This is a genomic window from uncultured Mucilaginibacter sp. (assembly GCF_913773635.1).
Lineage (GTDB): Bacteria > Bacteroidota > Bacteroidia > Sphingobacteriales > Sphingobacteriaceae > Mucilaginibacter.
On the sequence record NZ_CAJYGQ010000009.1, the window covers coordinates 83881 to 101489 of the forward strand.

A 17609-nucleotide genomic window follows, 5' to 3' on the forward strand; every position below is an offset into this window, starting at 1 on the left:
AAAAAAGCTTGTAATTGGTGATGTAAATAACCGCTTTTTAAATGGCCGCTAATGATGCAAATGTTGCATTTTATGCACGCAATGTCTCAAAAACTTAATTCAGACAATGTTAATTCAGTTAGCATTCTCTATCATGCTGTTTAAATACTCCGATGGCGTTTTGCCAAACTGTTTTTTGAACGAAGCTGTAAACGACGACGGATTTTTAAACCCAACCTCATATGATATTTGCGATACATTAAGCTTGCGTTGTAACAACAACTCGGCCGCATGTTTTAACCGTATACTGCTAATTACCTCAAGCGGGTTTTGACCGGTAATGGCTTTAAGTTTTCGGAAAAGGTGGCTCCGGCTCATACACACTATGTTGCCTAAATCTTCTACACCAAACTCATCGTTACTCATATTTGCCTTCACTGCTGCAATTACTTTATTTAAAAACTCTTCATCGAGTGGGTTCCGGGTTATATTCTTAGGCACCATCACCCCGTCAGACTTATACTTGGCAATCAGCCTTTTTTGCGCTGCAATCAGGTTGTTAACTCTTGCTTTAAGTAATTCAGGGTGGAACGGTTTTGCTATATAATCATCGGCGCCAGTTTGGTAGCCTTCAATGCGGTGTTGTACATCAGTCTTTGCGGTAAGTAAAATAACCGGGATGTGACTGTTGGCTACGTTCTGCTTTAAATTAAGGCACAACTCCACGCCATCCATTTCGGGCATCATCACATCGCTTAAAATAAGCGCAGGCTCATGGTTTTGAATAATGCTTAACGCAATTTTGCCGTTTTCGGCTTTTAGTATCTCGTAGGTATCAGCAAATATTTGCTCCAGGTAATCCAGCACATCATGGTTATCTTCAACTATAAGCAGCACTTCTTTATGAGCATCAGGTTTTATATCAAGAGCTTGATCAGTATCCGCCAATTCAACTGCGAGTGACGAATTGAAGTCATATTCGGGTTGGTAAACTGAATAGGGTATGGTTAAGCCGACTTGGTTTACATAAGCATCTTTAACAGGCAACAAAATTGTGAAAGTGGTTTTAACGCCTGGGTCACTTTCTGCCGCCACTACACCTTGGTGAAGCTCGACCAAACTTTTGGTTAAAGAAAGACCTACGCCGGTACCTTTAACATGAGTGTCGGAAAAGAAACGCTCGAACAAGTGTTTGAACTCTTCGGTATTTATACCCTTTCCGTTATCTTCAACGGTAATGGCAATCCATTTGTTAACTTTTATATGCACTTGTTGCTTTACCTGGCTCGATGCAATCTCTGCTATCTTCACGGCCACCTTACCCCCTGCAGGCACAAACTTAAATGCATTGATAAGTAAATTATTGATAGCCATTTCCATTTTGCCCGGATCAATATCAATAATGAAACTACTCAGCTCACTCTCCAAAGAAAAATCAACACTGCTCTTTTGAGCAAGCGGTTCAAAATTCTGACATATTTCTTTAATAAAATCAACTACATCAACATCCCGCTTATGCAACTTAAGCATGCCCTGTTCCATTTTTTGGAACGTCATTAACTCGTCTACCAAATACAGCAGCTTTTTACAGTTCCGGTATACCATCTGCATTTTTTGACGCAAAGGACTATTTAAGTCATCTGAAGAAAGCATCTCATCAACCGGACCAACGATAAGTGACAGCGGCGTTCTGAACTCATGTGATACGTTGGTAAAAAACTCAACTTTCATTTGGTTAAGTTTTCGCAACTGATCTTTTTCCAGCTTTTCGAAGTGTAACTGACTGCGGTGACGGCTTTGCGCAAGTAAATATTTTACAAATACATACAGCAGAACATTGAATATGATGATGTATAGCACAATTGCCCACCATGTTTTCCATGGCGGAGGCAAAATAATTACCTTCAGGCTTATAGGATTGTTATTCCATTTACCTGTATAGTTTGCAGCTTTAACCTTAAACCAATAAGTACCCGGGTTAAGGTTGGTATATGTGGCACTACGGTTATCGGCTCCAACGTTTATCCATTCCTTATCAAACCCCTCCATTTTATAAGCGTATGCATTTAGCTCAGCGTTTGAAAAGTGTAAGGCTGTAAAGCCTATAGTAAATACATTGTTATGGTAGTTTAGGGTTATTGCCCGTGTGTTGGTAATAGGTTTGGTTAAAATAACCTGATTATTAAGGGTATCGTTAACATTAACGGTTTTGTTAAACAACTTCAATTCGGTAAAATGCAATTGAGGCGGAGCCGTATTGCTGCTTAACAGTAATGGATTGAAGCTTAAGAAGCCATCATCGGTACCAAACAAAAACTGTGTTTTGCTTACGCGGCAACTGCTTACCGCACTAAAATCGATACCCGAAATAATATTATTAAACTGTTTTTTTTGAGGATTAAATTTTACCAATCCTTTAATAGTTGCTATCCACAAGTTACCGGCATCATCGGCAAGTAAACCGTTAATTGATTTATCGGGCAAGCCATCACTCTCGAAATAGGTTTTTACCTGCTTAATCACAGGTTCGGGCTCATTACCCGATAAAGTTATTTGATTAAGGCCCGACTCGGAACCTACCCATATTAGGTTTTGAGGGTACTCAGCAATTGACAAAAAATTACTGCCATAAACCTTATTGCCTTTACTGTCAAACTCAACCGCCTTGAATTTTTTATCAACCGGGTTTATGTATCCAACCTTACCGTTTTCAAAGCCAAGCCATATTCTGCATGCGTGGTCTTCAAAAATGGCTCGTAAAAAGCCCGCTTGAAGGAGTCGATGAGCCGCAGGCTGTTGCGAAAAATTGATTTGCTTACCAGATGCATCAACGCAAACAACGCCTGAGTTTGTACCAATCCAGGTATTTGCTTTACTGTCTTTAAGTATCGCAAACACTGCTTTATCTTGCAGCACCTGCGTTAAGCCACTCATATTGTTGACACTAAACGTGGTTAACCCGGCCAGGCTGCCTGCCCAAACTTGGTTATTTATTATACTTAACGACCGGTTATTATGATAGGCGTTGGGTGTACCTGCCTGTACTTTGGTGAGGGTATTGTTAACCAAGGTATACTTGTACACACCGGTATTTGAGGTGCCAAACCATACATCATTACCATTAGTTGAAAATAAGCCTCTTACCCTATCTTTAAAGTTTTTATTAGTAAAAGTGTAATACTGTAATGGTAGTAAGTTTAAATCAACCTTATTGAGGCCGGCTTCTGTACCACACCACAATACGGCGTTTCTATCAACCATTACCTTGTACACAATATTGCTGCTTATGCTTTTATTGCTGATGGCATTGTGCCGGTAAATGGTAAGCCTGGCATCAGGCGATGCTATTTTTTCAATTTTGGCTAACCCATACTCTGTTGCCAGCCATACGTCGCCCAACGGCGATTTTGTTATATCAAATATCTGGTAATTTTTAAGTGTGGTTTGGCTTTCTTTAAATGTATTCACATACTCATATGGCTTGTACCCGCCGTTATCACTATCGAACGGCAACCTCATAAGTCCGTCTCCTCCTGTGCCTATGTACAAATCTTTGTTGTACAACATTAAACTCCAAAACTTATCGCCGTAAGGATTTGGGTTTGCCGGAATACGATAGAGCTGATATTGCGCATTCCTGGTATTGAAATGAATGATACCTTCGCGTGCGGCTATCCAAAGCCAGTCATTATCACCATCAATAATCTTAACTATATCCTTAAAAGGGGCTTGGTTGAAAGTTTTGTAAGATCCGGTTTGCGGATCAAATGATATTAATGCTTCTGCTGTGCCTATCCATAACGTGCCGGTTGATAAGTCGGCCTGTAAAGCATTAATCTGCCTGCTTAAAAAAGAATAAACCTGTTTTTTATTTACGGGATAATTGGTAAACCTTTCCGTTTGTAAATTAAAACGACTTAAGCCGGCTTCGGTACCAAACCAAAGGTTACCCTTTTTGTCTTCGCATATAGCGTGTGCCCAATTACCCGATATGCTGCTAAGGTTGTTGTTCTTGTAGTACTTAACAAAGTTATAACCGTCAAACTTACACAAGCCGTTCATGGTACCCACCCACAAGAAGCCTTTACTATCTTGAAACAAGTTCCTGATGCGAACATCGGGCAGGCCATCATTACTGTTATAAACCTTAAATATCGGGGTTAAGCTTATGCCGCTGTCGTCATTTAATGTGTAGGTTGATTGCCCGGCATTAACCGTAGCAATGCCATACAATATTGCCGTAGTGAATGAGAGCAGGTACTTAAGCATAAACGTTTACATTGGTTTTAACAGCACTCAATTACTGAGATAAGGGCTGCTAATTTTGAAGTAACTATAATAGATATAATATAGCACATATAATAACAATTATCATAAAGCAGTACGTTACAGCAAGTACGAACCATCTTTTGGCTTGTTTTGTAGGCATGAGATCAATTAAAGGCAATTTGTCGGTATTTATTGACTGAAGCCGCCATTCCAAGTTCTTTATGGTAAGTTGGAGCTTTGTAAACAAAAGCATACGGCTTGTACAACGTTGCGCACGTTGGGTTATTTGCCTTGAGCTTTTGATAGGCCAGCCATAAATTATCATATTTTATTATAGCGGCCTTAAGTTTAGCTTTATCGTAAGTCGACGTTTTATCGCCTTCAAATCCTATAGCCATAATGTTCCACCCTTCGGCTATAATATTGTACAGCAGGCGGCCGTAAGTGCTCGACACGCGTATGTACTCTTCATCGCTTTTATTGCGGATTTTTATCTTCATACTTAAGCGGGCAATAGTATCCCACTTACGTGCAGCTTCAAACTTTTCCTCAACAGCTGCCTTTAGTAATCCCTTCTGGTAATATTGCGTGAATTGCTTGTACAACGTGCCTTCAGAATCAAAGGCGGTAGAATCTTTGTTAGGAGCAGAACCAGCTAAAAACTCGTCGCGCATCCACCATACCCATTCACTATTAAACGTTGGCATGGCCGAGTCATGTCCCCGAAGCACTGCCCTGGCCGATAGCAGGCATAGCTGGCGAAAAGCGGAATGTGAGGATTGGCTCATTCCATTTTCTATCATAAATTGCTTGAACACCTGATCTTCGGTTTGGCTGGTATTGCCGGCCCAGTGACTAAGTACATAGGCATTCAGCCTGCACCAAAACTCATTGGCAATGTACGGGCCTACCCAGCCTCCCCCGCGCGACCACGACCATACTCCGGCAAAATTCGGATGATGCCTTATATCATTTAAACTTTTAAATTCTTTTTGCGGCCTATTGACGTTGTACTCCTCAAACCCGCTTATAACACCGTTCATCACATAATTTGGATAAGCACCTTTACCCTCGTACTCGCGCTGGCATTGTACTTCCACTACCTGTTTATGCCGGCCCTTCATAAGCGTTGGGTTAAAGTCAAAGGTGCGGTGATAGTCACCTTTGGTGTGTTTAACCATAAAAACCAAGTTGGGATGAGTATTGATTTGATTTACAACATTGAGGTAATACTGCGGATCGTCATGCATGCCACCGAACGACCAGGTACGGTAAAAAATCTTCTTGTGCCGCTTTACACATACTTCCTCTCTCAATAAATTAAGTAACTTAACATGGCTGGCTTCGCCCTGGGTAATGGGATTATTGCCGGTGTGATAAGGGACATTATTTAAGTACGTTTCACCGGTACGTATAACCAAACCATCTAAATCAGGAAAGGTATCAAAAAGTTCATTAAGCATTAACCGGTGTATATCAATTGTTTTAGGACGCTTAAACGAAATCTTGCCGTTTGCATCGCAAATATCATTTCTATACAACTCAACCAGTTTTTTGGGCAGCACAATGATGTCCGTAAAGTAGTAAGCCTTCATACCTGCCTTGTGCGCTTTCTGAATATTTGCCTTAACCTTATTTGCTGCGTTGTTAACCCACTCGCGCGCTACACTGCCAAAGGGAAATATATCGGGATTCAGTTTATCAAAGGTGATAGCTGCGTGAGCGAAGGTAAAATCGTTAAATACTTGTCCGTTGTAGCCGTTTTTTTGCAGGTAGGCAGGATTGTTAAATGCAGATACGGTAAGCTCCTCGCCGGGGTTGTTGTGCACCATATCTAATATATACTGAGCTTTAGATGACTGGGCTGCTGTTCTCAGTGTGAAGGCCATCCATAAGATGAGTGGTAAAAATAACGAAGCTTTTGTTTTAAACACAGGTTTATAATTTAGGTATAAAAAGTAAGCCGATACTGCTGGTAAGCGGTATCGGCCATTGCAATCAAACTCAAGTACAACCAACACTTATTTTGATAGGCAGAGCCTGTGCTAAGGTCGTAACCTACCCAATAAAATACTTACCCACATGTTGCAGGCTCTAACGCAAATGTTTCTAAATCGTGTATAGCAAAGTCTTCCAATTCATCTTTTAACGCGTTTGGAGCAACTAACAAGTTTAGTGCTCCGAAAACACCTTATTGGTGCTTTGCATAAGCTCATCAAATGATGCCAGTTTTGCTTTAGGTAGCATAGCTTTATCTAACCATGCTTTGTTTCCATACACGCCTGAATTATTATAATCAAACGGCTTAAACCCAATTTGCTTAATTACCTCTGTATTGCGTATACTAAAGTTGAAGTGCTCAGCATCAACAAAACCTGGGTCGGCAATGGATGAGTGCTGATCATGCCCGGACTTCCTCCATCCTTCCAATCCTCCAAAAGGAAAATTAGGTTGCCGGGCTGAGGCATTCCAGTAAATGTTTGAGTCTACAGCAGTAACAGCGTTTTCCCAATACTTTTTAGAGTTTGTTTTGAATAATTCGCCTTGCTTATAATAGATGATATTACGTTTAAGGGTAAAAGATTGATGCGTTTCTGCGCGGCTCATTTGCAACTGAGATTCAATGCCCATTGCAAAAATATTATTTTGAATTATGTTGTTCTTGCCGTAGTGCTGATGAAAACCTGCACTTTTGGTATCATAAACCAAATTATTCTCTAATAGAATATCGCTTGATCCTTCGTCAGTATATAATCCCCAACCGCCGTAGGTGCGGGAGTAAATATGATGAATAACATTATTGGTTATTTGCGTACCGGGCGATGGGCCAAGCGTGTAAATGCCGCCCATATCACTCAACTCGCCCCAGCCCAAATGATGAATATGATTATAACTTATTGTATTGTGGTGAGTAACGCTGGGTTTATAACCCCATACCCATCCTACTGATATGCCGCTGTACCTAAAATCAGAAATATTATTATGGGTAATTTTGTTTTTGAATGCATGAAAGACCGCTATGCCTGCAGCACATGGAAAAGTGTAACCACCTGAATTTATTATATTGTTATCAATAGTGATGTGATTTGTTATTTCTGCAGTGTCTGCACTTAATTTCAGAGCGCCTAACTTAATACCACCTGCACCTAAATCGTGTAAATAACATTCGCTCACAGTGCTATTATTGCAACCTTCCCTGTACCAAATACCATTTGCACCAGTATTTGCAATTTCGCAATTTTTAAAGTTGACATTGTTTGCATAATCTATCATTACGGCGGCTTCAACAGGAGCTGCTGCCTGAACCGGTTCCTGGCCCGATGCGGGCAACTGATAACCTGAGACTTTGAAAGCAATGTTTTCAAAATTGATGAAACTTACGCTTTGCGTTGCTGATGCACCTTTTATAACTAGTAACTGCTGAGTCAACGGCGCCAGGACTGTTGTGTTTTGGATGGTTTGCCCAGGTAAGGGTTTGTAATACAAGGTGCCCGACTGTTCTAACAACCACTCACCGGCGGTATCCAAAGCTGCTTTAAAGTTTTCAGCAATATATTGCGTTTTATCATTTAGCGGGTTCCATGATTTCATGCCTTGTCCCCTTACAGTGATGCTGGAATCAGTCAGGTTAAGACTATCAATGTACTTACGGGTATTATCCCACTTATGGTAAAACGTGAGGACTACTTTATTAATCTCTTCCTTTTTAATGAATTTGAGCCATCCGGCATCATTTCCTTTAACATACACTTTTTGGGTGGCCTTGGCTGCTACTCTATCGCTACCTTTTTCAATTACAGTTTCAACAACTTTTTTGGGAGCGAAAAAGCCATTGTTAGGTGATTTTGCCCTAACTGCCCGCTCACCGTCAACATACAGTTGCTCAAAACCATGTTTAGCTAACAAAGCGGGCAGCCTGGCAACCCATAAACCGTTTTTAACTTGAAAATTGTTAACCGGCATTCCGCCGACAAAAACTGCACCGCCAGTTGACCTATAATTTACCGGAGCAGCTGCCGTTCCTGAGTCTTCGGGCAGCAATACAAAGGGTTCGTTTAAGTAATAAGTACCTGCGGCTATTTCAACTATGAAGGCTTCGGTGGGCTTACTTTGCCTCATTTTCCTTATTGCGTTGCGCGCAGCTGTCAATGTTGCAAAAGGTCCATCAGTATTTTGTGCGTTTGGGTGAGCCAGTTTGCCTGAAAACTTATCGTTGCCATTGGTACCCACATAAAATGTAAATGCTGAAACGGATGTGGCGGATAAGAGTAGAAAAACAATGCTCAATATCCAAAACTTGAGGGTAAACCTCAGGTGGGCATCGGACGAATTTGAGGTCTGGTTTTCAGCAACCTTTTGAAAGTAAGTCATAAGTGTGCAATTAGCGTCAAACAGAGTACAGCTTGAGGAGTAAAGTAAATGATAATAACATTTATAAACCTTACGCCGGTGTTGTATTTATCTATTTAAACAGACCATTTTCACAGTCACACTTGTACCAGGCCACCAAAGGGCTAATGTGATCAGCCTATGTATTCCAACAGCTTTTGTGCAATGGCTTTAGGTTCCAAAACATGATCGGGGTGATCATTTGCTATCAAACTTTGCGGCATTAAGGGAAATTGTGCGGTAATGGGATCTTGCACTATCACCAATCCATCCTCATCTTCAATTGCTTTTGCACCCTCCAGCCCATCATAACCGGCACCACTTAAAATAACGCCGATACTCTTGCTTTTGGCTTCAGTAGCCATGCTTTTAAAACAATGATCTATGGTTCGGTTAATTTTACTTTCTGAAGTACGCTCTTCTACAGATATATAACCGTCGTTAATTTTAAATTGCTTTCCTTCGGCCATAACGTATATTTTTCCCGGCTCCAAAAGCTCTGCATTTTGTACAGCAATTACATCAAGCGGTGTTATGCGTTGTAAAATATGATTAAGATTACTTGGCTTTTGAGCCGGAATATGCTGTATCACAATTACAGCCGCTTTAACATCAGTAGTTAATGCTTTAACGATCTCCTTTAAAGGATCAAAACCACCGGCTGATGAACCTATCCCAATCAAATAAAAATCATATTCTGCCATATAATCACAAATTTTTAAATCTTAGCAAAACAGGTAGCAATGCCATAGCACACTGTATTTGTTAAGCCAATAAATAGACTACATACACTGGGGGTAATTGTTCGCCTTAAACAGTTCGTTTACAAAAACAAAAGGGGAACTCTACTGAGCCCCCCTTTTGTTAGTTATTTATATGCGTTTTAATTAAAACCTTACACCTAAAGTAAGGTAAACGTTGCTGAAACGATTATTTAAGTTTGCTATAGGCGTTGCCGGCCCTACATCATAAGGACGCACAGTGCCTGATGTTTTTACGTGAGTATAAGTTGCGTCCAAAGAATAGTTTTGGAAACGGTAACCTAAACCACCACTAACGGTATTCATATCCGCACCACCGTTTTTCAACGGGTTACCCATAAATCCGTAGCCTCCACGTAAAAAGAAGCTATCAGCCAAACGAGCCTCGGCACCAACTCTTGAGTTTACTACCGATTTGTAATCTCTTCTTATCTCTGTGTTATCATCTCTGTCACCGTTAAATGATAGCTTGGCACTTGAGTAATCAACGTATTCAACATCGCCGCTGATGAAACCATACTTACCAAAGAAGTAAGCCAAACCACCTGCTAGTTTTAAAGGTGTACGCAGGTTGTAAGAAAAGTCGTAGTTCTGCCTGTCACTCACAGGACGGATGTTATCAAACTGTGTGCTGATGCCCTCTGAATAACTATCATCAATGTTATACCATGTAGGCGAAGTAAATAATGCACCTATTCTTAACGATTCAACCGGTCTTAAAATCATACCCAGCTTTACATTGATACCACTACCGCTAGTGCTTTGATCGCGTATGAAATCAGAATTAAAGTTTCTGCTTACATCATTACCGTTTTCAAATAATGAAGCCGTTCCGGTTTCGGTAAAAGTATTTATAGAATTATAACGCAGGCTGCTGATACCCACCGAGCCACCTATGTAAACTTTGTTGCTACTATTTAAACCAAAGGCCAGGTTAAACTCTGATTGTCCACCTGTGCGCATGGTGTTTGATAGTTGTGCAACGGAACCTCTCACGTTACTTTGATAACTATTGCTTGAATTGTATAAATCAATTAATTGCTGATCATAAGCTATACCTTGAAGTGTACCTTCCTGAGGCAGCTCCTCATTAGGCAATCGGTTTGAGTTAGCTAGGTTGGCGTAGTAATTTGCAACAGAATTACCGCCGTTTTGACCACCGTAAGTAATATTTTCATAAAAATTATTGGTACGGTTGTAGCCTACTCCAAAATTGAAACTTAAAAGGCCTTTGCTTTTATCTGCTCCGCGAGCCGAATTTACACGCGAGTGAAATACAATGGATGCATTGCTTAAATTAACAGCACTGCGTTTGTCGCTCATGTTATTACCAAGATAACTTGATTTCACATTCGAACCATTGTACTCAGGTGTAAAACTAAACTCAGAACGGGTAAAGAAACCCAAGCCTGCCGGGTTATTGCCTATCGAGCTTAAATCTCCGCCAACTGCAGTTCCGGCGTTGCCTATACCTCTAATGCGTGCTGTTGCGCCCGGCTGAAAGGTTGAAAACCTCAGCGCGTCTTGCGCATATTGTGCAAAGCTATTTTGAGCAAATGCTACTGTAGCAAGTGCGCTTAATAAATATTTGATTTTCATATGTTAAATGTGCAATAAGATGTTTATGGTCTTGATGGACGTGCGCCGCCACCGCCGCCGCCTCCACCTGAGTAACCACCGCCGCCGCCTCTGCTGCCGCCGCTGTTACCTGGATTGTAAGTTGGCCTTTCAACAGTAGTTGGGCGATAAACAGGCTGTGGATTTGATTCGCCACGTGCGCCGCGTGATACACGACCGCCATAGCTTCCGTTTGCGCCAGAATTGCCATTACCGTTTACACTGTTAGTGCCTCTTCGGCCCGGATAGTTACCCGCGTTTGGATAATTGCCGCTGTAACCAACCCTGCGGCCGCTTGTGCTGCCGTAAGAGCCCGATCCGTTGAAGTTACGGTTAGGTCTGCTGCGGTAATTTGGATTGTTGTAGGCCGAGTAGCCTCCCCAATAACCACCACCATAACCTAAGCCCGTTCCCCAAAAAGAATATGGTGAGCCCCAGCCACCGTAGCCATAGCCCCACGGACTGTAGCCTAAGCCACCGCCCCAGCCCCAGCCGCTACCATAACCGTAACCTAGGCCAACGCCCAGTCCCCAGCCACCATAGCCGCCCCAGCCGTTACCATACCCATAGTAGGGGCTGGCAAATGCACTGTATGCGTAGGGGTTATTATAGCCATAATAGTAATCGCCATAATAATCAAATGGCGAATTATAACCAAAACGGTTTATGCGCGAGGCATAACTGTCATAATAATAGTAATCATCATCGTCGCCACTGGTGGCCACGTAACGCTCATCGTCACTTATTGCCTGACGATAAACAGGTGCATCACCGGCTTCTGCTTTACTGAAGTACACATCGTCATCCTGTTTTGCGCTGGATGCCAATTGACTGGTAGTTGAGCAGGAAGCAAAGGCTAATGCACTCACAAGAACGGCTGCGTGCAAAAAGTTCCTTTTCATTTTATAGGGTATATTTAAAGTTGAAGATTAAAAACATAATTAATTTATAAATTTGGCAGCAAACTTACATATTTCAATAGTCAAAATTCATTCCACAAAGTATATATGAGCAAGGGGATTATAAGTAAAGACGAAGATTACTCGCAATGGTTTAATGACCTTGTAATAAAAGCTGATCTTGCCGAATACTCACCGGTAAGAGGCTGCATGATCATTAAGCCGTACGGCTACTCCATATGGGAAAAAATGCAGGCCGCGCTTGATAAAATGTTTAAAGACACCGGGCACAGCAACGCATATTTTCCGCTGTTAATACCAAAATCCTTCTTCTCAAAAGAGGCAAGTCACGTTGAGGGGTTTGCTAAAGAATGTGCGGTGGTAACGCATTACCGTTTAAAGAACGATGGCGAAGGCCAGATTATTGTTGACGAGGAAGCAAAATTGGAAGAAGAATTAATTATTCGTCCAACCTCTGAAACTATCATATGGAATACCTACCGCGGCTGGATACAATCTTACAGAGATTTGCCTATACTGGTTAACCAATGGGCCAACGTAATGCGCTGGGAAATGCGTACACGCCTGTTTTTGCGTACCAGTGAATTTTTATGGCAGGAAGGCCATACTGCCCACGCAACTGCCGAAGAAGCTATTGCCGAAACCGAACAAATGCTGGAAGTATACGCTGACTTTGTTGAAAACTGGATGAGCGTACCGGTAGTAAAAGGGCGTAAAACCGCTAATGAGCGTTTTGCTGGTGCATTGGATACCTATTGTATTGAAGCCTTAATGCAGGACGGAAAAGCTTTACAGGCAGGAACATCGCACTTTTTAGGGCAGAACTTTGCCAAGGCATTTGATGTGAAGTTTACCAGCAAAGAAGGCAAGCTGGATTATGTTTGGGCAACATCATGGGGGGTATCAACCCGCCTAATGGGCGCATTAATTATGACCCACTCTGATGATGCCGGTTTAGTACTTCCTCCAAAACTGGCTCCAATTCAGGTTGTTGCTGTACCAATTTATAAACACGATGAGGAGTTGGAAAACATTCGCACTTACATTAAAGGCTTAAGTGCCGAGCTGCGTGCCAAAGGAATTTCCATTAAATTTGACGACCGTGACACCCAGCGCCCGGGCTTTAAATTTGCCGAATATGAATTGAAAGGCGTGCCTTTGCGTATAGCCATTGGCAGCCGCGACATGCAAAACGGAACAGTAGAACTGGCCCGTCGCGACACCAAAACCAAAGAAACTGTAAATCAGGAGGGTTTGGCTGATCATATTGAGCAACTACTTGAACAAATACAAAAAAACATTTACGATAAAGCATTTAACTTCCGCGCCGAAAATACTGTTGAAGTAAATGACTACGAGGAGTTTAAACGACTGTTAGACGAAAAGCCAGGCTTTATTTCGGCACATTGGGACGGTACACCTGAAACTGAGCAACGCATTAAAGAAGAAACCAAAGCCACCATTCGCTGTATTCCTTTAAACAACAAACAGGAAGACGGTAAGTGTATATTAACAGGCAAACCATCAACGCAAAGGGTTTTGTTTGCAAGAGCATATTAACCCCCCACCCCCCTGAAGGGGGAGCAGGAGTTGATAGCTTATTTAAAATTAATATTTTAAAAGTCCTTCCCTAAGGGCATGTTTTATTAAAACACTACTCTTATTTAGGGATAGGAGTAGCTACGAGTCCCCCGTTCAGGGGGCTGGGGGTATGAAATTCGGAACCAAAGCGATACATGCGGGGCAACATCCCGATCCAACTACTGGCGCAGTAATGACGCCAATATATCAAACATCAACCTATGCACAGGCTGCACCGGGCGATAATAAGGGTTATGAATACTCGCGTGGCACCAACCCTACCCGCAAGGCATTGGAAGACTGTTTAGCCGCTTTAGAAAATGCTAAATACGGTCTGGCTTTTTCAAGTGGTATGGGCGCAACTGATGCGGTAATGAAGTTGCTCTCTCCGGGAGATGAGGTTATTACCGGTAACGATCTTTATGGTGGCTCCTACCGCATTTTCACCAAGATATTTGCAGGCTATGGCATCACGTTCCATTTCCTTGATCTGAGCGATCCGACTATTATAGAGGAGTACGTAAACAAAAACACAAAGCTGGTTTGGATAGAAACGCCTACCAACCCAACTATGCAGGTTGTAGATATTGAAGCCATTGCAGCAATCACTAAAAAGCATGAGCTTACCTTGGTGGTTGACAATACATTTGCGTCCCCCTACCTGCAAAACCCAATGGATTTGGGTGCAGATATAGTAATGCATTCAGTTACCAAATACATTGGCGGTCACTCTGATTTGGTTATGGGTGCTTTGATGATGAACGACGAGGACTTGTACAAACGCCTTTGGTTCATTTATAATGCCTGTGGTGCTACTCCTGGCCCAATGGACAGCTTTTTAGCATTGCGTGGCATTAAAACCCTGCACCTGCGCATGAAAGCCCATTGCGAAAACGGCCGTGCCGTTGCTGAGTTTTTAAAGTTACATCCAAAGGTTGAAAAAATATACTGGCCGGGCTTTACCGATCATCCTAACCACGAAGTAGCCAAAAAGCAAATGCGCGATTTTGGTGGCATGATCTCCATCGTGCTTAAAGATGCCGGGCTTGACGAAACCTTCCGCATTGCCTCTAATTTTAATGTATTTACGTTGGCCGAATCATTAGGTGGTGTTGAATCACTAATCAATCATCCTGCCACCATGACCCATGGCTCTATACCCAAGGAAGTGCGCGAGAAAGTAGGCGTGGTTGATAATCTTTTACGCATCAGTGTAGGAGTAGAAGATATTGAAGACTTACTGGAAGATTTGAAGAACGCTTTGTCATAAAAAGAACTGGAGCCAAGAAACAAGAGCTAGGATTCTCCAAAAGTTTCAGAGCAATCTTGTCTCCTGGCTCTTGCTTCCTGACTCTAAGTTATGGTTACCGACATTAAAGCCTTCCTTGACTCCAAAGTTGCCCAATACAATCACCCCAATTTTATTGAGAACGATCCTATTGTTATCCCTCATCAGTTTACGCTAAGGCAGGACATTGAAATTATGGGTTTTTGGGCGGCAACCCTGGCTTGGGGACAGCGCGTAACCATCATCAAAAAATGCCGCGAATTGATTGCTTTAATGGATGGTGCTCCTTATGATTTCATCATCAATCACCAGGAACCTGACCTCAAAAAGCTACTGAGCTTTAAGCACCGTACTTTTAATGATATTGATACCCTGTATTTCATACAATTTTTCAAGCATCACTATAGTAATTATCACTCGCTGGAAGACGCGTTCTTACCTCGCGTAACAAACTCTTTTATTTCAGATGATAATGAATCTTATGAGTTAAATAATACCGGGCCTGGCACTCAGAAGGCCTTAAATCATTTTAGAAAGTATTTCTTCTCCTTGCCGGATTTTCCGCATCGTACTAAAAAGCACGTATCATCACCATCCCAAAAGTCTACCTGTAAGCGCCTGAACATGTTTTTACGCTGGATGGTTCGTAAAGATGATTCTGGGGTTGATTTTGGTATATGGAACCGTATTAGCCCGGCAGATTTAGTTTGTCCGTGTGATATACACGTTGACCGTATAGCCCGCAAGCTTAAACTGATAACGCGCAAGCAAACCGATTGGCAAACGGCCCTCGAGCTTACCGATCACCTCCGCCAGTTTGACCCCGCCGACCCGGTAAAATATGATTTCGCTTTATTTGGTTTGGGTATTGAAGAACGGTGGGGACTGGATAATTTATTGGCTGGAGTAAAATTGTAGTATCGGCTATTTAACCGCTTTTACCACGAAGTTTTCAAATACTACAGGGAAACTTTTTTTGCCCGGTGCAGCGGCAACCACACCAATCTGAGCTTTCACCTTAGGCGGGAAGTACGCTAAGCGCAGCATTTTAAAAGTTTTACTATCAAAAGAGTATTCTATTTGCACGTAATCGCCTTTGCGTAGTAATTTCAGCCATATTGATTTAGGGCTATCTGTACGTGGCACAACCGACCAGTCAGACACCTCACGCGTAACCACGGCACTTACATTTTGTACACCGTCAACATACTCAATGCCGGTTTTAATCCAGTTCTTGTTATCTATACGCACCATTAAACCGGCCTGGTGAAACAACTCTTGATAACTGCCCGTAACTTTTACAGTAGCTTCAAAATCACCTTCGGTTTCCTGATAATAAAACGGCCCCGAATCACGAATAAAATCATAATGGGTAATACGCCAGTAATCAGTACCCGGATCAACGGTAAAAGTTAATTTTTGAGCATTACCGCTCCATTGTTTAGGTTGGTTAAACCATTTCATTGTTTTGGTTTGTGCGTTAGCATAAAAACATGCCAGGGTCAGGCATATTGAAGGTATAAGCTTTTTCATAATTGGTTGAATGTAAAAGGAAGCTAATTAAAGGATTTTAGCTGAGAGTTTTATTATAAACCTAATAAGTTATGGTTAACTGGTTCCGGCATCTCGCCTTTGTAATATGACTGCACCGTGTTGACATTCTATAATTGATTTATAGATAACTACAGCATAACCAATTAGATGTCTATCCTCTACTCTTCCTCCTTAAAATAAACTTTATAGTAATTCATGGCCTTGGCATCGTCAAACCCTTTTTCAATCAAATCTTTATCACCATGAATATATATATGGAAGTTACGGTCGAGCTTTAAAACACTTTTGTATACACGTGCCTGCTTTTTTACAGCATTGTCTGAAATTTCAAACGAGTCGGGTATGCGGGTATCGTACTCTTCCTCATACTGATTTTTGTAATTTTTGAACGATTCAATAGCTTGATCATTGCCCAACACCTCGCCCGCAAATTCATCCATCTCAAATGTATCTTTCTCCTTAAAATACTTCATCGAGCGGTTAAGCAGGTCAATTTTATCTGCTTTGCTCATCTCAAATTCATCGTCGAGCTTTTGTGTTACAAAATTTTTATAAATGCTGAGTGTGTTATTGGTTTGATTAAAGTTATCGTTACGAACCTTAAGCTTCAGGAAATCGTCCTTCCAATAAACGGCATCATTGCTACGGTTGGTTTGATCAATAGCTACCACTTTGTAACCATCTTCCTTCTGCACATTGAAAATCAAACAGCCTTTGTCAAGCTTATTAATATTAATGGCATTTTCTTCATAATCCAAACCAAAGCCCCCTTCCTGCGGATATACTTTCAGAAACGTTTCCTTATTTTCAGATTTGAATATTCCTATGGCATCAAGCAGTTCGCCCTCCAGCTGCACATTGGTAAAATAGCCAATATAAACCTCGCCTGCCTTAATTTTTGGATGCCCTGATGTGCTATACAAATGCTTGGCAATTTGCTGCGAAAGCTCGTGAAAGCGCTTCTTGTCTTCAAAAATATCTGTGCAGTAATAATGTATTTCGTTCAGATGTAAATCGTCGCCCGGATGCATCAGATGGTAAACTTCGTTCGTTTTTTCAAACGGAGATAGAAAATACTGCATAAGCAAGCGCGGTATAATCTCATCTTTAAGTTCAATAGGCGCATCAGAAAGTGCATAGCGTTCATCCTGCAGCGGATTGCCAACATGATGTACCGAAATAGTTTGGAGTGAAGCCTCGAATGAAGTTACCATAGAGGCGGCAAAGGTAATTAATAATTTGAGAGCCGCT

Annotated in this window: 11 protein-coding genes; 3 read left to right on the top strand and 8 right to left on the bottom strand. The window is 41.7% G+C overall.

Annotated features, from left to right (window positions below; translation table 11 throughout):
* Nucleotides 1-114: 114 nt before the first annotated feature.
* The 6 genes from QZ407_RS11485 to QZ407_RS11510 all read right to left on the bottom strand — a co-directional run bounded on the left by QZ407_RS11485 (nt 115) and on the right by QZ407_RS11510 (nt 11917).
* The gene (locus tag QZ407_RS11485; RefSeq protein ID WP_295771087.1) at nt 115-4248 is read right to left on the bottom strand and encodes a hybrid sensor histidine kinase/response regulator transcription factor; all 4134 of its coding nucleotides are present in this window, start codon (nt 4246-4248) and stop codon (nt 115-117) included.
* Between the two features lie 164 nt (nt 4249-4412).
* Nucleotides 4413-6182, bottom strand: coding sequence for a hypothetical protein (locus QZ407_RS11490; RefSeq protein ID WP_295771088.1), 1770 nt, complete (start codon nt 6180-6182; stop codon nt 4413-4415).
* A gap of 238 nt (nt 6183-6420) precedes the next feature.
* On the bottom strand, nt 6421-8619 hold the full coding sequence (locus QZ407_RS11495; RefSeq protein ID WP_295771091.1) for a right-handed parallel beta-helix repeat-containing protein: 2199 nt from the start codon (nt 8617-8619) through the stop codon (nt 6421-6423).
* 152 nt (nt 8620-8771) lie between these two features.
* Nucleotides 8772-9341, bottom strand: a complete 570-nt coding sequence (locus QZ407_RS11500; protein WP_295771096.1) for a chemotaxis protein CheB — start codon at nt 9339-9341, stop codon at nt 8772-8774.
* A 183-nt stretch (nt 9342-9524) separates the two neighbouring features.
* Nucleotides 9525-10997: an outer membrane protein transport protein gene (locus QZ407_RS11505; protein ID WP_295771104.1), complete on the bottom strand. Its 1473-nt coding sequence runs from the start codon at nt 10995-10997 to the stop codon at nt 9525-9527.
* Between the two features lie 23 nt (nt 10998-11020).
* Nucleotides 11021-11917: a hypothetical protein gene (locus QZ407_RS11510; protein ID WP_295771108.1), complete on the bottom strand. Its 897-nt coding sequence runs from the start codon at nt 11915-11917 to the stop codon at nt 11021-11023.
* A gap of 105 nt (nt 11918-12022) precedes the next feature.
* On the opposite strand from QZ407_RS11510, the gene proS reads away from it, so the two are divergent.
* The 3 genes from proS to QZ407_RS11525 all read left to right on the top strand — a co-directional run bounded on the left by proS (nt 12023) and on the right by QZ407_RS11525 (nt 15722).
* Nucleotides 12023-13495, top strand: a complete 1473-nt coding sequence (proS, locus tag QZ407_RS11515; protein WP_295771110.1) for a proline--tRNA ligase — start codon at nt 12023-12025, stop codon at nt 13493-13495.
* Between the two features lie 151 nt (nt 13496-13646).
* A complete protein-coding gene (locus tag QZ407_RS11520; protein ID WP_295771112.1) occupies nt 13647-14786 on the top strand; it encodes a cystathionine gamma-synthase in 1140 nt (379 codons plus the stop codon).
* 90 nt (nt 14787-14876) lie between these two features.
* Nucleotides 14877-15722: a TIGR02757 family protein gene (locus tag QZ407_RS11525; protein WP_295771114.1), complete on the top strand. Its 846-nt coding sequence runs from the start codon at nt 14877-14879 to the stop codon at nt 15720-15722.
* Nucleotides 15723-15728: 6 nt separating this feature from the next.
* Here the strand turns inward: QZ407_RS11525 and QZ407_RS11530 are convergent, their stop codons facing one another.
* Both QZ407_RS11530 and QZ407_RS11535 read right to left on the bottom strand, forming a co-directional pair.
* A complete protein-coding gene (locus QZ407_RS11530) occupies nt 15729-16337 on the bottom strand; it encodes a DUF1349 domain-containing protein (RefSeq protein WP_295771116.1) in 609 nt (202 codons plus the stop codon).
* Between the two features lie 179 nt (nt 16338-16516).
* Nucleotides 16517-17572: a nucleoid-associated protein gene (locus QZ407_RS11535; protein ID WP_295771118.1), complete on the bottom strand. Its 1056-nt coding sequence runs from the start codon at nt 17570-17572 to the stop codon at nt 16517-16519.
* Nucleotides 17573-17609: the final 37 nt, after the last annotated feature.